Raw genomic sequence first — 24299 nt, 5'->3', positions numbered from 1 at the left:
AACAAAAAAAACGGGCAGCCTTTGAAAAGGCTACCCGTTTAAACGATAAAACGTACACTTAGAAGTTTGGCTTCATCAGGTACTTGTCGTAGAAGTCATCGATGGCTTTAACGGCCTCGGTGGGGGTATCTACTACGCTGATCAGTTTCATGTCTTCGGGGCTGATGTTATGCTCTTCATTTAGCATCGTATCTACGATCCAGTTAATGAGTCCTTCCCAATACGATTTGCCCACAAGCACGATTGGGAAGCGCGCAATTTTCTTGGTCTGAATCAGGGTGAGAGCCTCGAAGAGTTCATCGAGCGTACCCATACCACCGGGCATAACCACAAAACCCTGGGCATATTTTACAAACATCACCTTGCGCACAAAGAAGAAGTCGAAGTTGATGTTTTTGTCCTGATCGATATAGACGTTGCTGTGCTGCTCGAAGGGTAGTTTGATATTTAGACCAACTGATTTGCCACCCTGCTCGTAGGCACCTTTGTTACCCGCTTCCATAATGCCCGGTCCGCCGCCGGTGATTACGCCATAGCCGTGACGGACCAGTTTGGCCGCGATCTCTTCGGTCATTTTGTAATACGGGTTGTCGGGCTTGGTACGGGCCGAACCGAAAATAGATACGCAGGGCCCAATTTGTGCCAGCTTGTCAAATCCTTCGACGAATTCGGCCAACACTTTAAAGATCACCCATGAATCGGATGTCTTGATCTCGTTCCAGTTGCGGTCCTGAAAGGCTTCTTTGATTCGAAGCTCTTCCGGGGTCAGTAATGATTCGTCGCGAACGGGGAGTTCTTTTTGCAACTCACTGGTAGTCTGTATGTCTGACCGGTGCGTTGCTTCTTTTGAGCCTGGACCGGTATTTACTTCCTGCGGAGTGGTGGCAGTTGATAAGGGATTAGTAGTCTCCATATTGTTTGTTGTGAACAGTAAGTACGTAAAACGAGTACCCCTGTACGAGTGCTTTCGAAAAGCGGAATAGGTATAAAAAACAAATTCTCCGAACGCGACTAAGCGAGTCCGGAGAACAATAACGTATTTTATGGGGCAAGCTGTTCAGATTGCTAACTGATTTTTCTGGGGGAACGGCAAAATCAGTCTCTAGGCAGATTTGTCCTACCGAATACGTTCGTATATACCTGGTGTTTCGGTGGTTTTGTAGCGAGCTGCCAGTGCCGGTACACGCTGGAACAGTTTTGGAATCACCTGCTGCCGATCGACCACAAAATCGGGCGGGTCTTGCTGAAATTTGTCGTAAATGTCGATGACCGCTTCGTAGTTGTCCAGGTTACGGAGGTCATACTTCGCCAAGTCCCAGTTGAGGTAGGGCGTGGCTGGGCGGTTGTAGCGATACCCGCTCAGGTCTTCGCCAATGATTAGTACTTTCCGGTTCCGAATACGGTCGGGAAGGGAAGAGGGCTTCACCTGTAAGCTACTAAGCAGCCCTACTTCTACACCCGGCAGTAGCCGCATCACGCCCTGATACAACACGCCGGCAATAGCCAGCACCACGCCCAGGAAGGCCAGTTCGCGCAACCACACTTTCCGGAAACTGGCGAAGTACAGGACGGCGAAAAAAGCCATAGGCGGCACGAACGTAAGAAACAACATGGGTGCCAGAAACGGCATGAGCGGAATAGTGAGCACTGCCGTAATAGCCCACATCAGCATGATTTGCTGGCAGCGTTGCTGAAAGTTAACGTACCTGTTTACGCTGTTGAACAAATTAAGGAAGCCCAATACGCCTATAGAAAGCGGCACAATTAGACTGGCAAACAGCGTTTTGAAGTCGCTGAGGTCGTACTGCCGCACCCGAAAGACGGATGTGAGGAGGTTCCGGTTGAAATCGTCGAGCGAGTCGGTAAAGTAATAATAGAAGACAACCAGTAAAATAGGGAACGCAAAACCAAAGACGGTAAGTGAGTGCTGCCTGAACGTAGCGCCCGTAAAGAAGAGCAACGAGAGCGAAGCCCACAAAATAAACAGCCCCGATGGCAGGTAAAACAGGGCCGCAAGCCCTACGTATATGCCCACTTCGAACACTTCGTCGGTAGCGCCCTGTCGACCCAACTGCCGGATCAGCGCCCCGAAGGCCAGCAGCAGGAACGTCAGTGACATGAGCACCGGGGAGAGCGTAGCACAGTCGAAAGAAAGGTTGAGGAAGAGCGCGTAAAAGAGTCCCGGCCAAAAAGATCGCTCAGAAAACACTTCGCGGGCATTCATGATGTAGTTGAAATACATCAGCTGGAAGATCGACACGCCCGTGGCCACAGCCCAATACACCCCCTGCGAACGCCCGACGGCCAGGTCGATGAACCAATAAACCCCCGCTGAAAACGGACTGACGCTATCCCAGATATCGCTGTAGAGCGTATATCCCTGCCGCATCTGTTCGCCAACGAGCATCCAGTTTAGTTCAGGAATCAGCAGCGGAAGAGGCGTAATCAGGAGGGGCAGCCGGATCAACAGCAGCACGGCCAGCAGGCTGAGGTACTGGTAGGGTGCGAAGGAGCGAAAAAAACTGAGCAACTTACGAGGGCGAATATGGGTTAGTACACTAAGCCAACTGGCGAAATTACGGATATTTGCCCTATGGAATCGAAACGACAGCAAAAGGTAGCCCGGCAATTGCAGAAAGACCTCGGCGAGATTTTTCAACGCGAGCTGCCCCACGCGTTCAATGGCGCGTTCATAACCGTCACCAACGTGCGGGTGTCGCCCGACCTGGGGATTGCCCGGGTCTACCTCAGTTTTTTGGCTGCAAAAAACAAAGCACTCCTCATGGATACCATCGAGGAGAAAAATAAGACCATCCGGCAATTGCTGGGTGAGCGTGTCCGGCATCAACTTCGGATTGTACCCCATCTCCAGTTTTTTCTCGACGATACCGCCGAGTACGCCGAAAAGATGGATAAACTTTTCGCAGGTATCGTCATTCCGCCCGCCCCGGAAGAAGACGAGGACTAACTGAAAAACGGTAAATTTCAGGTGTCAAGTGCGTTTCTGGTCCACCAGTTGGTTGATTCGCAGCGCACTCGACACCCGAAACTAGTTAAACTTACTCCCACCTGATCGAAACGGCCTGTTCCAGGTCGGGGTGGAGGCTGATAGCAACAGGGCAGGTGTGCGCAATGCGCGCCAGTTTTGTTTTTTGCTCAGCACTGATTTCGGAGTCATCGGCCGTTTTGGCCCGCAAAATCAATTCAATCTCAATTTTGGCAATACGGCGGGGTGCATCCTGCGACATGACCTTGGTCACGCTGGCTTCACTACCGTCCAGCTCGATGCCATCGCGACGGGCAAAAATGGCCATCGTCGTCAGGATACACGTACCCAGCGCGTTTGCTACCAAGTCGGTAGGAGAGAAGGCTTCGCCCCGTCCCTGGTTGTCGGTAGGCGCATCGGTATGGATGCTGGTACCCGACTGAAGGTGGGTATCTTCGGTACGTAAATCGCCGAGGTAAGTAATTGCAATGGTAGCCATAATGCAGGGGTTGACTAGTGAACGAACCGCCAAAAATAGCCAAAGCGGCCTAACCCCCCGGCCTCAGGATGGATAGTGTGCAAAATTGTGGTTAGTTTTGTTGACAGGCGGTCTTCTTAGATTTGTCATTTCCTCTGTTCTGTCTTCTAACTAACCTTTGCGCATGGTAAACGAACCCGTTGCCTCATCGGGCCAACCCCTCACGCAGCAATCCGATAACCGATCGGCACTGTACACACTGATGACCGTCTGGTTCTTCTGGAGCTTCGTGGCGGCCTCAAATGGTATCCTGATTCCGCTGTTTAAAGAAAAATTTCAACTGACCCAGACGCAGGCTCAGTATATCGACTTTGCGTTTTACGCCGCCTACTTTGTAGGGTCAATCCTGTACCTCTTGGTGTCAGCGTCGATGAAGACGGATGTTCTTAACCGGATCGGCTACAAAAACGGAATCATTTATGGCCTGTTGATTTCAGCCGTAGGTACGTTGTTATTCTATCCAGCCGCCGAAATGCAGTCGTACGGGTTGTTGCTGTCGGGTCTGTTTATCGTTGGGCTTGGTTTCTCGCTCCAGCAAACCGCCACGCAGCCGTTTATGATCGCGCTCGGGCCGCCGGAGACGGGCTCACAGCGGATAAACCTGGGCGGAGCCGTTAACAACCTGGGCGGTACCATTGGACCCGTACTGGTGTCGTTTGCTATTTTCGGATCTATCTCACCCGAAGCCGCCAAGAATGCCACGGTAGAATCGGTGAAAGTGCCTTACCTTGTTTTGGGCGCTCTATTCCTGGCAATGGCCGTCTTTTTTAAATTATCCAAGTTACCGCACATTACCAACGATGAAAAGGTTGAAGTAGGCACCGGCGTACTTCGGTTTCCGCAACTCGTGTTGGGGATGACGGCCATTTTCGTGTATGTAGGCGTGGAGGTTACCATCGGCTCGAACCTGGGCGAATACCTGAAACAGGTCGAAAAGCTCGAAGCCTCACAGGTATCCAAGTATGTGTCGTTGTTCTGGGGGAGTATGATGATTGGCCGCTGGACGGCGTCGATTGCTAACTTCAATCCATCGGCGGCCATGAAAAAGGTATTGGTCGTTGTGGTGCCATTTGTCGCGTTTGCCATTGTACTTGGCGTAAATGCGCTTTACAGCGGCGATGTAAGCGATTTGTTTCCTTATGCCATCTGCATTTTGGTGATGATCGCTACCTACATTGCCAGCCGCGAAAAGCCTGTTACCATTTTGCTGTATTTTACGGCTGTTGGGGCAATTCTCAGCATCATCGGTGTATTTGCAACCGGTAAAATAGCCCTGTTCTCGCTCATCAGCGGTGGCTTGTTCTGCTCAATTCTGTGGCCAAGCATTTTCTCGTTGGGTACCGCGGGACTGGGTAAATACACCAACCAGGGGGCCGCTTTCCTGATCATGATGATTCTCGGTGGCGCTATTATTCCGCTGGTGCAGGGTAAAATCGCCGATTCGGTTGGTATTCAACTCTCCTACTTAACGGCTGTAGTTTGTTTTGCCTACCTGTTCTTCTTCGGACTTCGCGTGCAGTCAATACTTCGCAAGCAGGGGATCGATTTTGATAAAGCTGTGGTCAGCAAAGGCGGTCACTAAGCCTGCTTAACAGCAGTCAAAACCGGGGTCAATAATGGTAAGTCAGCTAGCGCTGTAGCCCATTATTGACCCCGGTTTGTTGATTAACGACAGTGCCGCCCAAATAAATTACTCCGGTGAAACAAATGCCGTGAAACAACCGGCCAGACCTGCACGTTTTTACCTAAAAGTAGTATCTTTCGTGTTCTGACATTACGCCGATGAAATCTCTATATACACTGGTTTATTGTTCGCTGGCTAGCCTGCTGCTCCTGGCCGTGCCTGCGTCTGCCCAAACACCTGACGGGTCTGATGAAGATAATTTTCAGACCGTTACCACATTTGGCATTACGACCAACACCAACGCTGGTTTGCTGGGTGGCTTTGTTTTTCGCCAGTCAAAAAAGTTGGATGGTGAACTGTTTGGTAAAACGCAATACCGCTACATCAGTCTTGAAGTAGTGAATGTGAAACACCCGCGTGAGTACGCGGCCGGTAGCAGCAATTTTGGCGGGTCTTTCCTGCTTGGCAAAGAGAATTACCTGTTTGTGCTGCGCCCGCAATATGGCCGTGAGCTATCCCTGTTTCGCCGCAACACCGATGAGGGTATCTCAGTAAATGCCATCTTCGCTGCCGGGCCGTCGTTGGCCATCATCAAACCATATTACGTCGAGGTATCGGCTGGTAACACCACTCGTCAGATTCCGTATTCGCAAGCCGTTGCTTCGCCAACGGCGGGTGGACGATCTGAATTCATCGTTGGCTCGGGGGGCTTCTTTCAGGGACTGGGCGAATCGAGCCTGAACGTGGGCCTACATGCTAAAGCCGCGCTGAGTTTCGAACTGAGTGCTTTCCGCAGCAATACGACTGGTCTCGAAATCGGTTTTCTGTCCGAGATTTTCCCCAGCAAGATTGTCATTGTGCCTAATACTAACACGGCCCTTGGTGACCGTACGTTGGGCAACCGCAGTTTCTTCACTTCAGGGTACGTAACCCTGTTCTTCGGTACTAAGAAATAGTTTGACGTTTGCTGTTCGTGGTTTGACGTTGCGCCGCTTGGCCATTAGCTGGTTAATTGGCTAAGTAACGTCAAGCCACAACAGCAGACGACAAACCAACTTCTTTCCGAACTTTACGCCGCTGAAACGCATTTTTCAATAAATAAGCGGCTTTACTATCATGATCGAACTACCTGTTATCGCCTCTGAGCAACAGCGTAAGAAGAGACCCGACTGGCTTCGGGTGAAATTGCCTATCGGTCCGGAATACGCGAAAGTTCGTAAACTAGTCGATACCTATAAACTGCACACGATCTGTGAAAGCGGCAATTGCCCGAATATGGGTGAGTGCTGGGGCGCTGGCACCGCCACGTTCATGATCCTGGGCAACGTGTGTACCCGTAGCTGTACATTTTGCGCGGTAGCTACTGGCCGACCAAATGAGTATGATACCGACGAGCCCCGCCGCGTTGCCGAGGCCATTGTCCTGATGAAGGTGAAACATGCCGTGATCACTTCGGTGAACCGGGATGAACTGAAAGATAAAGGTGCTGAAATCTGGTACCAGACGGTGCGCTCTGTAAAGGAAGCCTCTCCGACAACGACTATCGAGACACTGATTCCTGACACGAAAGGTAATTGGGATGCCCTGATCCGTATGATCGAAGGCGGCCAGGAAGTGGTGTCGCACAATATGGAAACGGTCGAGCGGCTGTATCGCCGGGTACGTCCACAGGCGCGCTACGAACGGAGTCTGGAGCAGATTCGCCGCACCAAAGAGTATGGGCAGCGCACTAAGACTGGTATCATGCTCGGGTTAGGTGAAACTACCGATGAGGTGCTGAAAGCGATGGACGACTTGGTTGAACATGGCTGCGACGTGCTGACACTGGGGCAATACCTGCAACCAACCAAGATGCACCACGAAGTGATTGAGTGGATTCACCCTGATACCTTCGCTATGTATAAAGAGCAAGGCGAACTACGGGGCATTAAGTATGTTGAATCGGGCCCGCTGGTGCGGTCAAGTTATCATGCCGAGCGGCACGTGAACGTGTAACCAACTGACGTCTAATTCCGTTATACTACCAAAGCCTTGTCTGTACGGCAGGGCTTTTTTTGTGGCTGACGTATGAAGAAATACGATTATGTTATTGCGGGTGGCGGAATGTCGGGGCTGAGTTTAGCTTACTACCTGACGCTATCGAAACTGCGTGACCGTTCGGTGCTTATTATTGATAAAGAGCCCAAGAACACAAATGACCGTACCTGGTGTTTCTGGGAGCGGGGTATCGGGCCCTTTGAGCCAATTCTCTTCCGTAAATGGGATACTGTCGATTTTTACGGAACCACGCTCTCGGGCTCGCTTAACATCGGCGACTACCAGTACAAAATGCTTCGTGGCATTGATTTTTATGACCACATCAGAACACATCTGGCTAATTTCCCGAATGTAGAATTCAGACAGGGAACGATCAACCGGTTAAAAGACACCGCAGATGGCGGTTTTTTAATCGTTGATGATGAGCCGATCATCGCCGATTTTATTTTTGACAGTACTCATCCGCTCAATCTTCGGAATCCAGACAATCATAACCTGCTCCAACATTTCAAGGGGTGGGTAATTACAACCGAGAAGCCCTGCTTTGATGTGAAACGCCCCCGTATGATGGATTTTCGGGTGGCCCAGGAAGGTGACTGTCGCTTTCTGTACGTGCTGCCGTTTAACGAGAAAACGGCTATGGTTGAATATACCATTTTCAATGACCATCTGCTGGCTCCTGAAGCCTATGAGACGTCATTGCGGGCCTATATTGACCAATTTTTGGATACAGGTACGTATCAGATCAGTGAGACTGAGTTCGGCGTGATTCCAATGTCTGACGAGCCAGCACTGGAAAACCCCGCCGCACACATTGTGCGTATAGGTACGTCGGGCGGATACACCAAGCCGTCTACGGGGTACACCTTCCAACGTACCCAGCGGTACCTGCGTGAGCTGGTGAATATGCTGGTGGCAACCGGGAAGCCTGAACGCCGCCGGTCATGGTTTACCGAGCCATTCAAAGGGCTGCTCGACAGTGTACTGCTGAACGTGCTACAGAACAAACGGCACCCGGCCGACGATATATTTACGCGGCTCTATGAACGTAATCCACCCGCCCGCATCTTTCGGTTTCTGGATGAAGATACCAGTTTGTGGGAGGACCTGCGTATCATGAGTACCGTACCGCTCGCGCCGTTTACGGTGGGCGCATTTGATGTGCTGCGAAAGCGCATTTTCTGATCGCTCAATTCGTGTTGAACAAACAGACGGAGCGGCGTTCTATCGCAATTTTAGTTTAGTTTTGCCTCATAAACCAAGTTATAACGGAGTCGCAATGCCTTATCTTTTTACGTCCGAGTCAGTTTCTGAAGGACACCCCGACAAAGTCGCCGATCAGATCTCCGACGCCCTCATCGATAACTTTTTAGCGTTTGATCCCAATAGTAAGGTCGCCTGCGAAACACTGGTGACCACAGGGCAGGTAGTACTGGCCGGTGAAATCAAGACGGAAACGTACCTGGACGTGCAGAAAATCACGCGTGATGTGATCCGCAAGATTGGCTACACCAAAAGTGAATATATGTTTGAAGCCAACTCGTGCGGGATCTTCTCGGCCCTTCACGATCAGTCGGCTGATATCAACCAGGGCGTTGACCGGAAGGTTGAGAACGACGATTTTGACACGAAAGCCAACGCACAGGGTGCCGGTGATCAGGGCATGATGTTCGGCTACGCTACCAACGAAACCGATAACTACATGCCGCTGGCGCTCGACTTGTCGCACGCAATCCTGCGCGAAATGTCGTTGATCCGGAACACCGAGCCCGGCCTGATTGGTTACCTCCGGCCAGATGCCAAATCGCAGGTGACGATTGAATACTCCGACGACGATAAACCTATCCGGATTGATACGATCGTAGTATCGACCCAGCATGATGATTTTGATTCTGACGAGGCGATGCTGGCCAAGATCCGGGAAGACATTATCAACCTTGTTATTCCCCGCGTTAAAGCAAAGCTGAAGCCAGAGTTGCAGAGCCTGTTCAACAGCGATATTACGTATTACATCAACCCAACGGGTAAGTTCGTTATCGGCGGGCCTCACGGCGATACGGGCCTGACGGGTCGGAAGATCATCGTTGATACTTACGGCGGCAAAGGTGCCCATGGCGGTGGTGCTTTCTCGGGTAAAGACCCCTCGAAAGTTGACCGGTCGGCAGCCTATGCAACGCGCCACATTGCCAAAAACATGGTAGCAGCCGGCCTGTGTGATCAGGTATTGGTACAGGTGTCGTACGCAATTGGTGTAGCCAAGCCCTGTGGTCTGTATGTGAATACGTATGGTACGGCCAAAACGGATCTGCATGATGGCGTCATTGCCGAGAAGATTGCTCAGTTGTTTGATATGCGTCCATACGCGATCGAGCAGCGGTTGAAACTACGTAATCCGATCTACTCAGAAACGGCTGCTTACGGGCATATGGGCCGTAAAAATGAGACGGTAACCAAAACATTCGCTGGCAACGGGCATACCGTAGAGCTTGAAGTAGAACTCTTCACCTGGGAAAAACTAGATTTCGTTGATCAGGTAAAAGCTGCATTCGGCCTGTAGATTCTAAGCTGGCAAATCGTCAAAAGAGGGAGTCCTTATTTTGAAAAGTCATTGCTTATGGCGACTTTTCAAAATAAGGACTCCCTCTTTTGACGATTCTCAAAACTGAAAATTAATACTCGTCCTGTTCGACGGCTTCTTCTTCCTGTTGGGCTTTTGCTTTGGTAATTGCCGGACTAGAGAAATCAGTTCGTTTTTCTTTACAACGTACCAGTTTGTCTTTCATCACATCCATCAAATGCTCGATGGCTGCTTCAAATGACTTGTTACGTTCTACGACGAAAAGCTCCTTTCCGGGGATGTTGAGCCGCACCTCGACAATTTTGTCTTTCACTTTGGCGGTTTCGGCTCCGTCTAATTTGAGAAACACCTCTGCACTCACGATCCGGTCGTGAAAGGTGTCGAGCTTGTTAAGTTTCTTCTGGATGAAGTCCAGAAGTGATTGGTCGGCCGTGAAGTGCACGGCGTGAGTCTGTACTCTCATACTATCCAAGCGGTTATCAAGTGAAACATATACCTATGGACTACCTAAGTTGGTTATTTAGGGTATATGAGTCAAGGTGTACGAAGAAATATGCAATCGTGTTTCACGGACGCAATGGGTAAACCTGTCTGTTGTGTACTGTCAGCCCAGATACGTACCTGTTCGTGGAACGTTGCGAAAATGAAAATTCTTCCTATTATCTAAAAAAGTAAGTAAACGCTACGCGTGCTATACAAAGGCCCGGCTGATCATTAGATCAGCCGGGCCTCGTTTGTTTAATCTGGGCCTATAAGTCGGCCACAGATTTATGGATTTCGTCTTTTGTCTTACCAGTTTTTTCCTGTACCCGGCCCCACATCTCGTCTTCCTTACCTTCGGTGTAAGTCAGATCATCATCGGTCAGGTCGGCATATGCCTGCTTGATTTTGCCTTTCATTTGATCCCATAGACCATTGGCTGTCGTTTCGTTCATGACGTTGCGTATTAGTTAGTGAATAATGAACAGGCTCCCCGTGAGCCTGATTCTATAACAGGGTCAAGAAATAATTGTTTATCTAGTCTATGGAATTTCTAAATCACTCCCAGATAATTACCTCCGCATTGTCATACCAGGGCTGTAATCGGGCATCATAACGAGCCTCAATGATGCTTCGTTTGATCTTCATGGTTGGGGTCATCAAATTATTGTCGACCGTCCAGGCGTCGCGTACAATCACTAGTTTGCGCACCTGCTCGTACGAATGCAGCCTGGGATTTAAGGCTGTGAGTGTGTCTTCAAGACTCCGCTCTACCGTTATTCGGTCGGCATGACGACCCATCTCCGATAACACAATCAGTGCCAGGGGCTGAGGCAATTGCTGACCAGCTACGCAGATTTGCTCAATAAAGGCATTGTCGGCGAACCCAAATTCAATCTGCGATGGGGCTACGTATTCACCTTTCGTGGTTTTATACATCTCCTTTACACGACCGGTTATACTGAGGTAGCCATCCTCATCCAGCGTACCTACGTCGCCAGTAGCTAACCAGCCATTTTGCAGAACGCTTTCAGTCAGGGCAGTCTCTTTGTAATAGCCACGCATCAGCCAGCCCGATTTGGTCATGATTTCACCGGTATGCGGGTCTATGGTGACTTCCATGCCCGGATACAACTGCCCAACGGTGCCATCGCGCATAGCGTGCCGGGGCATAAGCGACACCGCGCCGAGATTTTCGGTCATGCCGTAGGCTTCCTGAATGTGAATATCCAGCGCTCTGAACCACCGAATCAGCGATTGAGGCATGGGGGCGGCCCCCGTCAGCACAAGTTTAGCGTCGTTGAGCCCTAGCCCCTGCCTGATTTTGCGTTTGATGACGCCCGATAGAATTGGAATCTGGAGAAGGAAGTCAAGTTTTTTCTGAGGAATTTTTTCCAGAATACCCAGCTGAAACTTTGTCCAGATGCGGGGCACAGCCAGGAAGTGGGTTGGTTTGGCAACTGCAAGATTTTTCGCAAAGGTATCAAGCGATTCGGCGAAGTATACAGTTCCCCCAGTTGCCAGGCTGATGGCCTCAACTACGTTCCGTTCGGCAATGTGGCAGAGGGGTAGGTAAGAGAAGAAACGGGCGTTAGGTGTATCGTGCAACATATGATGCCGCGTATCGGCCATAGCCTGGGCCACAGCTCTATAGTCGATCATGACGCCTTTTGGGTTACCAGTCGTGCCCGATGTGTAAATAATTGTAAACAGGTCGTCGGGCTGCGGGTGATATACAGCCTGCATGGGCTCATACTGGGCCATAATTGACTCCCACGACATCAAATCCGGATCAGTGCGAGTGGCGGACCCATAGGTTGGAAAACCAATCAGCGTTACACCATCGGGAACACCCGGCTTCATGGCAGCCCACCGGTTTGGTTCGGTGTCGAGCTTACCCACAAACAGGACCCGGCATTCACTATGGACCAGCACCTGCCGCAATTGATCGCCGGTCAGGGTGGGGTAGAAGGGTACTGATACATGGCCACTTAGTAAAATGGCCAGATCAGCAATGAGCCAGTGTGCACAGTTTTTCGAGACCAGCCCGATGTTGCTGCCTGCCGGTAAGCCCAGCGAGCTCAGGTACGTTGCCATGCGCCGGGCCTGTTGCCCCACCTCAGCCCAGGAATAGTCGATAAAGGCATCGCCCACCGGTTGGCGCAGGTACGTGACATCTGGTTTTGTCTTCTCCCATTTCAGGAAGAGTTCAACCATATTCAGTGCGTATACTGACGTTGATGAAGCGGGGCTCGGTGCCATGATAGTTGTAAAGCTTAAGTTTGAGTACAATTTAATACTGAAATAACCATATAAACAACTATCAAACAAATACACAGCCGTCTGGTTAGGAAGAAGGCAAATGGGGAGTATCCAACAACCCGGCCCCTAGACTTATCTAACTCAGCGTTATGGCTACTACCCGAAAAGAATCGTCGACAGCGGCAGAAAAACCAGCAGCAAAAAAACCAGCCACAAAAAAAACAGCTCCTAAAGCCAAAAAATCGACAGGAAAGGACGACAACTACACCGACACAGCCTTGCGTGACCGACTTAAAGAACAAATCAAAGCCGGGGATAAAGGAGGAAAGCCGGGACAGTGGAGTGCGCGGAAATCTCAGTTGCTGGCGCACGAATACGAAAAAGAGGGTGGCGGTTACAAAAAAGACAAAAAGACTGACGCCCAGAAAAACCTGAGCGAATGGACAGACGAAGACTGGAAAACATCGGACGGCAAACCGGCTGACCGGGAGGGCGGCACTACCCGTTACCTGCCTAAAGAAGCCTGGGACAAACTTTCTGACGACGAAAAGAAAGCCACCAACGCTAAAAAAGTGGCTGGTTCAAAGGCGGGTAAACAGCACGTAGCCAACACGGAAAAGGCGAAGAAAGCAAAAAAGGCATAGGGAATATTCAGGCCAGTGTGTGGGTGCTTGCTCGGCAGCCTAGTAGTAAATTGGGCGCTGACTACTCTTCGGTATCATACAGTACTGTATGATCATGAAGAAGGCATTCTTTGGCTTTTTAGCCACATTGCTAGCGCTGACCGCTACGGCTCAGCGCTCATCGGGTTTCGACGGATTAGACATGAACCTCGGCAATCTGTCGCGCCTGTCCGATGCTAAAACCCGTTCGATTAGTCCCGAGAATTTCAGTGGCGGGAAAGGGCAGGGCGGTATGGCCGATCCGGTTGGGCAGAAAGGGCAACGGAACGTGGCCAATGCCGCCAACGAAGCCCGCGATTTGGGTCGTGGCTGGAAGGTCAACCCGTTTATCATTGTCGAAAAAGGCGAAACCATTACCATTGCCGATATGGAAGGGCCGGGGGCTATTCAGCAGATATGGATGACACCCACCGGCAACTGGCGCTACTCAATCCTACGGTTTTACTGGGACGATGAAAAAGAACCATCGGTAGAGGTGCCCGTGGGTGATTTCTTCGGCATGGGCTGGGGCGACTATGCGCATTTGAACTCGCTGCCGGTGACAGTTAATCCCGGTAGCGCCTTCAACTGCTACTGGAAAATGCCGTTCCGCAAGCGGTGCCGGGTGACGCTCGAGAACCTGAATAAGGACGAGTCGATGCGCCTGTACTATCAAATCAACTATACGCTGACGACTGTTGGTGATGATGAGGCGTATTTTCACGCGCAGTTTCGCCGGTCCAATCCGACTAAGGGTGCCTTGCATACCATTCTGGATGGCGTGCAGGGCAAAGGGCATTACGTGGGTACGTACATGGCCATCGGCGTAAACAACAATGGCTGGTGGGGCGAAGGCGAGATCAAGTTTTTCCTGGACGGCGACACTACGTACCCAACCATTGCCGGCACGGGCACCGAAGATTATTTCTGTGGCTCCTACAACTTCGAGAATCAGAAAACAAGGCAATATCAGGAGTTTTCGACGGCCTACGCGGGGCTACATCAAGTCATTCGCCCCAACGGCCTCTACCAGTCGCAGCAGGCGTTTGGCATGTACCGCTGGCATATTATGGACCCCATTCGGTTCGAGAAAGACCTGCGGATTAATATCCAGGACCTAGGCTGGCGCAGCGGTGGACGCTATTATCCGCAGCAGTCTGACATTGCTACAGTGGCGTACTGGTACCAACGCGAACCCCATGCCCGTTTCCCGAAACTGCCGACGAAAGATGAACTGGAAGTTCCCCGGTAAATTCCGCGATATGACTGATTGATCGAATCCGAATTAGTTGTAGTTTGGCGTGTCAACTACTCCGCCTATGCGCCAGTTTTTCTTATTCGTGCTTTTCCTGTTGCCTGCCCTAGCGGGGGCACAAGCTACTAAAATGATTAAAAAGGGCTCACCGTATTTTCGGGAGCAGTTTGAGGTGCTGGCCGATGACCGGTCTGTGCGGGAAGGCGTTTACAAGAAGTTTTCTCTCGAACGGAACACCATACTGGAAGAAGGGCAGTACGCAGCGAATCAGCGCGTTGGCGTTTGGACCTTTTATGATGGAAATGGGAATCCAGAATTAGAGTATGATTACAGCCTGAAAAAGGTCAACTCAATGAATCGCAAGCATTTCGCTGAATCAGTTGCGCAGGTGATGGTTGGCGACAGTGTGCGGCAAATCTTTCTGGATCGGGGTCCTGTTTACCTGGCAAGCTCGGTTCAGGTCTATAGCACGATGGCTCGAGAGGCTCGAATCCCGGCTCATTTAGCCCGCTCGGGCCAGCAGATGTTTTCATTCAAAGTGCTGGCTACTGTTTCGGCTTCGGGCGCTGTGTACCGGGTATTACCATCAAACCCGGATGCGGAGTTTATAAAAACCAGCAAACAGGCAGCGCGGCTTGCCTTCGAGGGAGTCGAGTGGGTACCCGCTGTTCATGAACAGACTCCAATTACAGCTACGTACCTGTTTAGTGATATTCTGCTGACGAGTGGGTATTCGGTATCAACGCCAGTGCCGGTGAGAAGTCAGATAGAAACACGTCGTATAAATTAGCGTAGCACATAGCAAAAAGCCCATCGCTGATCAGCGATGGGCTTTTTGCTACTCAAAATAGCTCCGGTGGAAATCGAAGTGGTACGCCACCCCGGCCGCATCCGGCGTTTAGAAAACGCCTATTCTGGCTTATTGAATCTAGTGGCTCCGGCGGGAATCGAACCCGCATCTAGCGTTTAGGAAACGCCTATTCTATCCGTTGAACTACAGTGCCAATACTCACTCATACTCCTCGAACCCGCATCTAGCGTTTAAGAAACGCCTCGGTCCGTCGTCACGGTTCTATCCGTTGAACTACAGCGCCAAAAAAAGAGACGCAAGCCTGCGTCTCTAAACGGAATGCAAAAATCGACAAAAAAGATTAATTGCCCAATTCCGAAGGCACTTCTTCGGGCGTTTGATCGCCACCCAGTGTCGCTGATTCGATGAGCGGTACGTCGAGCCAGTTGGGATAAATCTGGAAGTGCCGCATTTTCACCATCTCGTAGAGCAACTCACGCAATTCGTCGATGTTCTTTTTCGTCTGGGCAGAGATAAAGACAACATGCTCGGCTTTGCGGGCTAGGTACGTCTGTTTCAGGTACGCAAGCGCTGTTTTCCGCCGAGCATCAGCCGGGATAGTACCTTCTGAATCCTCGCCGTACTCGGGTGCCCATTCTTCCCGTGGTACAAATGCGTCCATCTTGTTGAACACCAGCACCACCGGCTTATCGGCAACACCCAACTCGGCCATTGTATTACTCACCACCTCGATCTGCTCTTCAAACGACGGGTGCGATACGTCGACAACGTGCAGCAGAATGTCGGCTTCACGTACCTCGTCAAGCGTCGATTTGAACGATTCGATCAGCGATGTGGGCAGCTTACGGATGAACCCGACGGTATCGGTCAGCAGGAAAGGGATATTGCCCAGCACTACTTTCCGTACGGTTGAATCGACGGTGGCAAAAAGCTTGTTTTCGGCAAACACATCGGCTTTGGCCAATGTCCGCATCAGCGTCGACTTGCCCACGTTGGTATACCCCACCAGCGCCACCCGCACCAGCCGATCGCGCTCTTTACGGCGGGTCATGCTCTGCTTGTCGATCTTCTCCAGCTTTTCCTTTAAAAACACAATCCGGTCTTTTACAATCCGGCGGTCAGTCTCGAGTTCTTTCTCACCCGGCCCACGCATACCGGCACCCCCTTTTTGGCTGCTAAGGTGAGTCCACATACGGGTAAGGCGGGGATACAGATACTGATACTGAGCCAGTTCGACCTGCACACGTGATTGCGCCGTTTGCGCCCGCATCGAGAAGATGTTCAGGATCAGCAGGCTGCGGTCGAGCACTTTCACGTCTTTAAATTCAGCCTCCAGGTTACGTACCTGGGCTGGCGACAGGTCATCGTCAAAGATGACAGTATCCACCGGTTCAGCCTGAATAAAAGTCCTTATTTCTTCCAGTTTGCCTTTTCCTACAAACGTCCTGGTATCGGGCCGCTCAAGCTTTTGGGTAAACGTTTTCTTGGTAACAATACCCGAAGTCTCGGCCAGAAATGCCAGCTCTTTCAGGTATTCTTTTGTCTGTAACGGCGTCTGCTTCTGTGTAGCAACAGCGACCAGCACAGCGGTTTCAGGGTTCTTATGATTATCGATCATGTGTTGGATTTTGGGAAAAGGTCATGAGCCAGCAGCGTCATTCGCCAGGCTGTAAATCGTGGTAAAAAAGTGTCGCTGACCTTGATGGCTATTCAGTTAGGCACTGGTAAACAACTAGTGTGTAACTATAACTGATGGCGGCACTTAATGACCCTTCGTATACGATAACGGGCCACTTTGGGCAAAAGTTTCGGGTGGTTGAGGGCCAGGTTTTGCCTGTTTTTTTACACATGCATCAGCCGCCAGCGTCCCTGCCTGAACGCCCAGACCGACACCACCGCCAGCAACGACTCGGCGATCGCCACTGACCAGAAAACGCCCGATGGCCCCCAGTGTAAGACATTGGCGAGCAGATAGGCCAGCGGAATTTCAACCAGCCAGAAGCAGACAATGTTGATGAACATTGGCGTGCGGGTGTCGCCGGCGCCGTTCAATGCCTGCGTCAGTACCATCCCGTAGGCCATAAACACGTACCCGACGCAGAACACACGCAAGCTTTCTACACCGATTGCCAGCACCTGTCCATCGCGGCTGAACAGGCCAACGATACGCTCGGCCCAAATGTAAAGCGCTAGCCCAACGGGCACCAGAAAGATCAGGTTGCAGAGTGCCGCCCGCCAGGCCGATGTTTCGGCCCGGTCGGGCTGACTGGCGCCCAGATTTTGCCCAACCAGCGTAGCGGCGGCATTTGCCATACCCCACGACGGTAAAATGGTGAAGACGAAAATGCGGATGGCGATGGTATACCCGGCCACCACATCGCTGCCGAACGTGGAGATAATCCGGGTCAGGAATAGCCAGCTGGCCGACGAGATCAGAAATTGCCCCGTGCCACCGGCCGCCAGACCCAGCAACGTACCGATTACGCCAACATCGGGGCGAAGCGCTTTGGCGTTGACCGATACCCGCCCGTTCCGAATGGTAAGGGCGTACAACTGATACAGTACCCCGGCCGACCGGCCCGCCGTTGTGGCCACCGCCGAACCCATAACGCCCATTTCCGGAAATGGCCCAAGACCAAAAATAAAGACCGGGCAAAGCACGATATTGATGCCGTTTGCCAGCCACAGTGACCGCATGGCAATCGAGGCGTCGCCCGCTCCACGCAATGCCCCGCTGAGCGTGTGCAGCAGAATAATGGCCGGAGCCGACGCAAAAATCACGCGTGTGTAGCCCACGCCGGTGTCGATGAGGTGCTGATCGCCGCCCATCAGTCGGAGCATGTCACTGGCGAAGAGTACCCCGGGAATGCCCAGCAACAACGCAAAGGCCAGCGAAACAAACAACACTTGCCCAACTGCCTTGTTGGCACCCTCGGTGTTGGACTCGCCAATCCGCCGCGACACCAGGGCCGTTGCCGCTGTGCTTAGGCCAATGGCAATGGAGTACACCAGCGTAAGCACCGACTCAGTGAGGCCCACCGTGGCAACGGCTTCTGTGCCGATTCGGGCCACAAAAAATACGTCGACAATGGCGAATAGTGATTCCATGACCATTTCCAGAATCATGGGAACAGACAGCAGAAAGATAGCCCGGTTGATACTGCCGGACGTAAAATTGGTTTCTGAGCCGCGCAGTGCAGCCAGGAATAACCGGAAAAGCTTAGTCATTGTAACGAGAAAAATGCCGTAGCCTAACAGGCTAGTGATGATTCGGCGGTAGAATAAACGAAGAGCCAGCTGGCCGTGACGGCAGTAGAGAACTGGCAGGAAGAAGCCCGTTTGGGGCTTTACTACAGGAGAATCATCGGCATTGGCGACCGCAGGCGCGGTGCAGTTAACGGTACAAACCTACTGGAATTATCTGAAAAACACCAATTGGCGTTGAGCGAACGGCAGAAATACCCCTGATGTGGCAGTCATTAGAGGTACATACCACAACCTAATGGCGTGTCTGAAAGTTGTGCCTGTATGGATAAACCGCCGCTGGTACTCAACGATATTGCCAATTTTTTACAAACAGAATTCAAAACCGATCGCTATCCGATTAGTGAGCGTGGCGGAATATACAAGCCTGCTGATCGACCCATTCGCCGCGTTGGACTGTCGCTTGAACCGTGGCCCAAAATTGGGGAATGGGTACGTGCCCAGGACCTCGACGCACTTTGGCTGCATCGTCCCTGGCAGCTCAACACGGCCGTACTCCCACCCGACGTGGGCGTATTGACGCACCACCTCCCGTTTGACGAGTGCCTGACTACAGGCTACAACACGCGGCTGGCGCAAGTGCTTGGCCTGGAGTCGCTGGCCGAATTGGGCTACAAGCAGGCTGCGGATGAGTCGGGTCGTCTATTACCGAAACGGGCCATTGGCATGATTGGCGACGTACCTGAGCGAAGCACCGAGTCATGGCTCGAACAGATTCAGGTGGCCTTTGGTGGCTACGACCGCGTGGAAGCAGGTCAGGTACGTTCCCACCGGCGGGTGGCCGTTGTGGGGGCCATGAACCCGGAGTTGGTGCATGAAGCGCATGAGCGCAGCGTTAGCCTATACCTGACCGGCGAGTACCGAAAAGGAACGCAAAAAGTCGTAGATGAAACGGGAATGACCGTTATCGCCATTGGGCACAAGCGCACCGAAGAGTGGGGACTCCGCGCGCTGGGTACGTTACTGACTGGGCGGTGGGAAGGGTTAGAGGTACTGTAACACAGACTTCAGTCGGGGACGCCCAGTCCGTTTTTGTTCTCTATCAACACGGACTGAAATACGCGTTATGTAAAAAGGAGACGTAACTACTACAACCCCTACTTGCCTGCCTTTTTTACTAAACCCGTCATCATTTCAGAGAAATAAGCGCCGTTTTGGGGGCCAAACCAGTTCATGACGCGCGTTTCATAGGCATCTTTTTCGTAGTACTCGTCGGGCGTGATGTAGCCTACGTATCCACCGTTGAAACTCGTCACCATCAGATCGAGGCCCTGTTGGCTGGCGGCTTGCGTTAGGGGCGGCAGTAGCTCACCCGAAAAGTCGCAGGGGGTGCCGATGAGTAGGGCGGGTCCCAGCCGCAAGGCTTTCAGATCGGACGGGTAATCGCCGTAAACAGTATGGAACAGCCACGGACGAATGCGCCAGTCGCCCAGCACACGGGGGGCGGGGTCGCGCAGGGTCAGGGGGAGTGTTAATAGGCCCAGGGTACTGTCTGCCTGGGTGGTAACTTTATTCATGGCTGGCTTTAGCCGGGCCAATATATCGGCGGCATAGTGGTTCACCAGCGGGAAGTCTTTTCCAGTTGGCGGCCCTTTGGGTCCCATGCTCCCGACTGATCCGGCCATGAATACGGCAAAGCCGCCTGTTTCGCGTTCCAGCCCATCGACAACCCGACCCGGCCAGTCGCGGGACAAGTATTGGTAGCTGAAAATATCGATCAGTGTCGCGTGGGCCGGGTACGTTACCAGCGTAGCTGTTTTGCCATCATTCCGTTTCAGGCGCAGCAGTCGGAAAAACGGGTCGACGGGGTATCTTTCGTCGAGGCGGTTATAGACAAACTCGGGCGCGTTTACCTGCTGGTAACCAACTTCAGCGGGCTGCAAATCCGCCTTTGCTTGTTTCAACGCTGCCAGAATGGTATTAGTAATGTGGTCGACAACGCGCTGGTCGTAGCTGCCCGAGAACAGGTTACCAACCAGGCCGGGTGCCCACCCGCCGAGGCTATTGTGGCTATGAATGGCTCCGAAATAAACCGACTCCCAGGTCATTCCAATTTCGGGCAGGCGTTTCCGGAGCTGCTCGCTCACGGTTGGGGGCGTAATGAGCAAGTCGGAGGCAACTAGGGCTACCGGGCCATTGCCATTGTCGAACACCAGGGCACGTACCCAGACTGAATCCGCCACGGTAGTCCAATGTTTACCACGCCGAACGCCGTAGCCGCCGGTTGGCGTGGTGAAGGCAGTTGTCAGATTTGCTTTGGCCCAGCCCGCCCGCAATGCCGTTTTAGGAGCCGGTAAGCCGGGAAGCGCCGTTAAGCGGGAGGTGGTTTGTGTATAGAATTCGGTTTGCCGGTACGGCGTATGATCGTTTGGCGACAGGATTACCGCCAGAAGGAGCAGAATGGCTACTATAAGACCCAGCAGGACACGAGCGAGAATACGCAGAAATTTCATGAGGCAAAGGTACGGCGGTCGCCGAGAAACATTTTTGCCCAATTTAGGGGTTACCCATACGTTACTAACAACACGACATTTGGCTCAAGGCTTAGTTATACGGTCAACCGGCTCCTGGTATGACGTCCGCAACGTGGACGGACACATTTACCGCGCCCGGCTGAAAGGAAAATTTAAAATTAAAGACCTCAAGGTCACCAACCCGATTGCGGTGGGCGATCGTGTGCAGTTTGAGGTGGAAGATGAGGTCGAAAATACGGCAGTGATCTTTGATATTGCCCCGCGCGAGAACTACATTATCCGGCAGTCGGTGCACAAAACGGCACATGGCCACATTCTGGCGGCCAACCTCGATCAGGCGGTCCTGCTGGCTACGCTGACATTGCCCCGAACATCGCTGGGTTTCATTGATCGGTTTTTGGTCGCGGCCGAATCGTTTCGAATTCCAACAACGGTAGTTTTCAACAAGGCCGATATCCTGAATGAGGACGGGCTGGCGTTCCAGCGCGAATTGCAGGATATGTACGAGGCGATCGGCTACCAGACAATGGCCACATCGGCTCTTGACGGAGTGGGAGTCGAGGCGTTTCGGGAGTTGCTCGACGGGAAGATTACGCTGCTGTCGGGCCATTCGGGCGTGGGGAAATCAACGCTTGTCAACGCCATTGCCCCTTCGCTCGATCTCCGTACCAATGAAGTCTCTACGTTTGCCAATAAGGGAGTGCACACAACCACCTTCGCCGAGATGTTTGAGCTGACGCCGGGTACGTTCATTATCGACACGCCGGGTATCAAAGAGTTAGGTTTGGTTGAAACGTCGAAGGAAGAGATTGCGCATTATTTTCCGGAGATGCGTAACCGGCTGAATCAGTGTCGGTTTCATAACTGTCTGCATGTCAACGAACCCGGTTGTGCCATTAAAGAGGCGGTAATCGAAGGCGACATTGCCGAAAGCCGCTATAACAGCTACCTCAGCATGGTATTAGGCGAAGATAACAGGAGATAAACGTCAGGTTTCAAGTGCGTTGCTAGTGCCCAACAAGTTGATCAGTTGAGTTCTTGAAACTTGCATTATTTCCCCGGTTGATGCTGCATCCGCTTGTTGATCAGGGCTTCTACGTCGGTTGGTGGGCGTTTCACGACCAGGTGACTGTGGCCTTTGCCGGCATCGTTCCAGGTGTTGCTTCCCTTTGGCCCCATGACTAAACGGCCTGCTCGGGTGCTGTAATACGGCGCTGTGCCTTCTACGGCAACGAGCACGGCAGTTTGGTCCCAGCTCATGCGGCCGTTTCGGTCGCTTGCCGACAGAGGTAGGCAGATGCGGAACACATCTTTCACGGGGCTGTTACGAATGGCTGTGTTCTGCACCAGCGGTAAGCCCGTTTTGATCGCTTCCCCAATTTCGAACCCACTGAGCAGCATGGGCGTTGGCCAGTCGGCATATACGATTGTGGAGGCCGTAGTGTCCCGGTGTACGTTGTATTCATGCCCCGCCGAAAACTTGCCCGCCATGCTCACCAGCCGATTCACTTTCTGCATGACCAACTGCCGGCCCGTCAGTTTCGAGAACCGATCGGGTGGCGAGTTCAGCAGGTTGGCAAGGTTGGTCAGAAAACCGACGGTAATAATGGTAACGCTGCGGTTGGGCTGTTGGGTCAGCAATTGCCGGTAGAGGGTTACCGCATCGGGTGCCGCGTCATTTGTTGTCATCGAATGCGGATAACGCGCTACCAGGGTGTCTGACCAGTGCTGCGAATCGGCATCGGTGACGGCCCAGCCTTTGGGAACCCCAATGGGAATGGTTGGCCGGCCAAAATACGTGTTGAGCACGCTCAGCACCGGCACAACGCGCGGGTATTTGCTCGATGCAATCGTGCCCAGAATTGACACGCGCCCCTCGTCGGCATAGCTGTGAAGCATGGCAATAGCGCCAACATCATCATAGTCCGGTCCCATGTCAGTGTCGAAAATGACGGGCATAGGCTCTGGCTGTTTCTGCGCAGCGGCTGGGTACGTGGCCAGAAAAAAGAGAAGCAGGAGGTAGCGCATAGCAATACAACGTAGAGGTCTTATGCACAGGAAGCACATCGAACCCTATTTCTATCTGTACTGAGTTACACGCGTGTAGTTGCTAACGCGTTGCGACCTGCAACGGCGCTTTTACTCCGGGAACATCGTCTTGTCGAGGCCCGGAATGATGCGGAGTGCGTTTTTGTAGTACACTTTTTTCAGCACCTGATCTGAGAGGGCCATCCCGTACATGCGCCAGAAGGCGTGGTATTTTTTGTGGTACGGAAAGTACTCGTCGTCGGTTTCTAGCACCCGGAAATAGGTCGGATATTCGCTGGGCACCCAGCTATCTTTTCCAAACACAATACGGTCCTGATGCTTGGTGAAAAAGCGGTTGGCAGCGCGGGGCTGGCGACCTAGTTCGGCAATAACCGCCCCAATCTCAAGCACCATGTTCGGAAAGGCACTCATCACGCTGTCGAGCTTAGCGAGGTTGTTTGGATACCAGCCCATGTGCGCGTTGATGAACGTCGTTTTCGGGTTTTTGCGGAATACATTATGCTGCTCGGCCAGCAGTTTTTCCCACGAAACGGGTTTGTTATCCGCCCGTTTGCGACCCGGGTGCAGTTTCAGTTCCAGCCAGCGTTCGTTGTACCGGTCCATTGGGTCCCAGAACGGCTTGGGATCGGCCGTATGGATGATAACCGGAATGCCTAACTGGCCGCATTTCGCCCAAATTGGGTCGAGGCGCGGATCATCAACGGCAACGCGCTGTCCTTTATCGTCTCTGGTGTCCATGCCCAGACTTTTGTAGATCTTCAGGCCACAGGCACCGGCTTTTACGTCAGCTTCGAGGCGTTTAACCGCTTCGTCGGTCCAACCGGGTTTGCCAATACCATCAAACAGAATGTTGGTAAACAGCACCAGGCGGGGCGTCTTCGTTTCTTTGATGTTGGCGAGCGAACTGGCGAAAAACTTGTCGCTTTCGGCCGCTTTTCCCCAGCCACGGCCACTCAGGTTAACCATAATGCCCATGTTCAGGCTGTCCATCTGTGCCAGCAAGGGCTGCAGATTGGCGTTGTCCATGTTCCATTGGTGGTTGTGCACGTCGATAAACGGAAATTTGGCCCGCGTTACCTTGTGTTCCGGCACCTTCAGGGTCGAAACGGGATCGTATTCTTCAAAGCCGAGTGGAAGTTCGGGCGCGGTTTGCTGAGCAAACAGAGGCGTGGCAAAGGGGGTAAGGCAAAGGGCGAACAGGTAAATGAGCCGCATAGTTGTGAATAGCATGAACGAAGACTTCACCAGGCCTGTCCCAGTGAGGATTGGGTCGTATAAA

Annotated in this window: 22 protein-coding genes and 1 tRNA gene; 11 read left to right on the top strand and 12 right to left on the bottom strand. The window is 52.3% G+C overall.

Features of this window, described 5'->3' with window-relative positions:
- Window positions 1–58: 58 nt before the first annotated feature.
- On the bottom strand, window positions 59–913 hold the full coding sequence (locus F7231_RS24155; protein ID WP_085413206.1) for an LOG family protein: 855 nt from the start codon (window positions 911–913) through the stop codon (window positions 59–61).
- 204 nt (window positions 914–1117) lie between these two features.
- Window positions 1118–2530, bottom strand: a complete 1413-nt coding sequence (locus F7231_RS24150; RefSeq protein WP_166693858.1) for a hypothetical protein — start codon at window positions 2528–2530, stop codon at window positions 1118–1120.
- 63 nt (window positions 2531–2593) lie between these two features.
- Here F7231_RS24150 and rbfA point away from each other — a divergent pair, with 63 nt between their 5' ends.
- Complete coding sequence (rbfA, locus tag F7231_RS24145) at window positions 2594–2968, top strand: 30S ribosome-binding factor RbfA (protein ID WP_085413208.1); 375 nt, start codon at window positions 2594–2596, stop codon at window positions 2966–2968.
- 91 nt (window positions 2969–3059) lie between these two features.
- Here rbfA and F7231_RS24140 read toward each other — a convergent pair whose 3' ends face one another.
- The gene (locus F7231_RS24140) at window positions 3060–3485 is read right to left on the bottom strand and encodes an OsmC family protein (RefSeq protein WP_085413209.1); all 426 of its coding nucleotides are present in this window, start codon (window positions 3483–3485) and stop codon (window positions 3060–3062) included.
- A gap of 163 nt (window positions 3486–3648) precedes the next feature.
- Between F7231_RS24140 and F7231_RS24135 the strand changes: the two genes are divergently transcribed.
- The 5 genes from F7231_RS24135 (at window position 3649) to metK (ending at window position 9742) form a co-directional block, all read left to right on the top strand.
- Complete coding sequence (locus F7231_RS24135) at window positions 3649–5106, top strand: sugar MFS transporter (RefSeq protein WP_166693857.1); 1458 nt, start codon at window positions 3649–3651, stop codon at window positions 5104–5106.
- A gap of 200 nt (window positions 5107–5306) precedes the next feature.
- On the top strand, window positions 5307–6104 hold the full coding sequence (locus tag F7231_RS24130; RefSeq protein WP_085413211.1) for a hypothetical protein: 798 nt from the start codon (window positions 5307–5309) through the stop codon (window positions 6102–6104).
- A 160-nt stretch (window positions 6105–6264) separates the two neighbouring features.
- A complete protein-coding gene (gene lipA, locus F7231_RS24125) occupies window positions 6265–7143 on the top strand; it encodes a lipoyl synthase (protein WP_085413212.1) in 879 nt (292 codons plus the stop codon).
- 72 nt (window positions 7144–7215) lie between these two features.
- Window positions 7216–8370, top strand: coding sequence for a lycopene cyclase family protein (locus tag F7231_RS24120; RefSeq protein ID WP_085413213.1), 1155 nt, complete (start codon window positions 7216–7218; stop codon window positions 8368–8370).
- A 94-nt stretch (window positions 8371–8464) separates the two neighbouring features.
- Entirely contained in the window at window positions 8465–9742 is a 1278-nt protein-coding gene (gene metK / locus F7231_RS24115) for a methionine adenosyltransferase (protein ID WP_085413214.1), read from the top strand.
- 112 nt (window positions 9743–9854) lie between these two features.
- Here metK and F7231_RS24110 read toward each other — a convergent pair whose 3' ends face one another.
- The 3 genes from F7231_RS24110 to F7231_RS24100 all read right to left on the bottom strand — a co-directional run bounded on the left by F7231_RS24110 (window position 9855) and on the right by F7231_RS24100 (window position 12505).
- The gene (locus F7231_RS24110) at window positions 9855–10226 is read right to left on the bottom strand and encodes an HPF/RaiA family ribosome-associated protein (protein WP_085413215.1); all 372 of its coding nucleotides are present in this window, start codon (window positions 10224–10226) and stop codon (window positions 9855–9857) included.
- Window positions 10227–10512: 286 nt separating this feature from the next.
- Window positions 10513–10698 carry a CsbD family protein gene (locus F7231_RS24105; RefSeq protein ID WP_085413216.1) on the bottom strand — a complete coding sequence of 62 codons (186 nt, stop codon included), beginning with the start codon at window positions 10696–10698 and terminating at the stop codon, window positions 10513–10515.
- A 103-nt stretch (window positions 10699–10801) separates the two neighbouring features.
- On the bottom strand, window positions 10802–12505 hold the full coding sequence (locus F7231_RS24100) for an AMP-binding protein (RefSeq protein ID WP_166693856.1): 1704 nt from the start codon (window positions 12503–12505) through the stop codon (window positions 10802–10804).
- A 149-nt stretch (window positions 12506–12654) separates the two neighbouring features.
- On the opposite strand from F7231_RS24100, the gene F7231_RS24095 reads away from it, so the two are divergent.
- From F7231_RS24095 to F7231_RS24085, 3 genes are all read left to right on the top strand, one after another.
- Window positions 12655–13149: a hypothetical protein gene (locus F7231_RS24095; RefSeq protein ID WP_166693855.1), complete on the top strand. Its 495-nt coding sequence runs from the start codon at window positions 12655–12657 to the stop codon at window positions 13147–13149.
- A gap of 94 nt (window positions 13150–13243) precedes the next feature.
- Window positions 13244–14419 (top strand): glycoside hydrolase family 172 protein, encoded by a 1176-nt coding sequence (locus tag F7231_RS24090; RefSeq protein WP_208295679.1) that lies wholly within the window; start codon window positions 13244–13246, stop codon window positions 14417–14419.
- Window positions 14420–14486: 67 nt separating this feature from the next.
- Window positions 14487–15212: a toxin-antitoxin system YwqK family antitoxin gene (locus tag F7231_RS24085; protein WP_166693853.1), complete on the top strand. Its 726-nt coding sequence runs from the start codon at window positions 14487–14489 to the stop codon at window positions 15210–15212.
- Window positions 15213–15354: 142 nt separating this feature from the next.
- Here F7231_RS24085 and F7231_RS24080 read toward each other — a convergent pair.
- From F7231_RS24080 to F7231_RS24070, 3 genes are all read right to left on the bottom strand, one after another.
- Window positions 15355–15426: transfer RNA gene (locus tag F7231_RS24080), tRNA-Arg, on the bottom strand.
- 147 nt (window positions 15427–15573) lie between these two features.
- Window positions 15574–16851, bottom strand: coding sequence for a GTPase HflX (gene hflX / locus F7231_RS24075; protein ID WP_166693852.1), 1278 nt, complete (start codon window positions 16849–16851; stop codon window positions 15574–15576).
- Window positions 16852–17075: 224 nt separating this feature from the next.
- Complete coding sequence (locus F7231_RS24070; protein WP_085415159.1) at window positions 17076–18461, bottom strand: MATE family efflux transporter; 1386 nt, start codon at window positions 18459–18461, stop codon at window positions 17076–17078.
- Between the two features lie 300 nt (window positions 18462–18761).
- On the opposite strand from F7231_RS24070, the gene F7231_RS24065 reads away from it, so the two are divergent.
- Window positions 18762–19496, top strand: coding sequence for a Nif3-like dinuclear metal center hexameric protein (locus F7231_RS24065; protein WP_166693851.1), 735 nt, complete (start codon window positions 18762–18764; stop codon window positions 19494–19496).
- A 98-nt stretch (window positions 19497–19594) separates the two neighbouring features.
- Here the strand turns inward: F7231_RS24065 and F7231_RS24060 are convergent, their stop codons facing one another.
- On the bottom strand, window positions 19595–20950 hold the full coding sequence (locus F7231_RS24060) for a neutral/alkaline non-lysosomal ceramidase N-terminal domain-containing protein (protein WP_166693850.1): 1356 nt from the start codon (window positions 20948–20950) through the stop codon (window positions 19595–19597).
- A gap of 79 nt (window positions 20951–21029) precedes the next feature.
- Here F7231_RS24060 and rsgA point away from each other — a divergent pair, with 79 nt between their 5' ends.
- Complete coding sequence (gene rsgA / locus F7231_RS24055) at window positions 21030–21956, top strand: ribosome small subunit-dependent GTPase A (protein WP_229364895.1); 927 nt, start codon at window positions 21030–21032, stop codon at window positions 21954–21956.
- A gap of 65 nt (window positions 21957–22021) precedes the next feature.
- On the opposite strand, the gene F7231_RS24050 is transcribed toward rsgA, so the two are convergent.
- Both F7231_RS24050 and F7231_RS24045 read right to left on the bottom strand, forming a co-directional pair.
- Complete coding sequence (locus tag F7231_RS24050; RefSeq protein ID WP_166693849.1) at window positions 22022–22999, bottom strand: nucleoside hydrolase; 978 nt, start codon at window positions 22997–22999, stop codon at window positions 22022–22024.
- Window positions 23000–23110: 111 nt separating this feature from the next.
- Window positions 23111–24235 carry an amidohydrolase family protein gene (locus F7231_RS24045; RefSeq protein WP_085413225.1) on the bottom strand — a complete coding sequence of 375 codons (1125 nt, stop codon included), beginning with the start codon at window positions 24233–24235 and terminating at the stop codon, window positions 23111–23113.
- Window positions 24236–24299 lie beyond the last annotated feature (64 nt).

It is taken from the genome of Fibrivirga algicola, from assembly GCF_011742925.1.
GTDB classification, from domain to species: Bacteria; Bacteroidota; Bacteroidia; order Cytophagales; family Spirosomataceae; genus Fibrella; species Fibrella algicola.
Note: the sequence above shows the minus strand (reverse complement) of the source record. Positions and strands in the feature narration are given on the sequence as shown.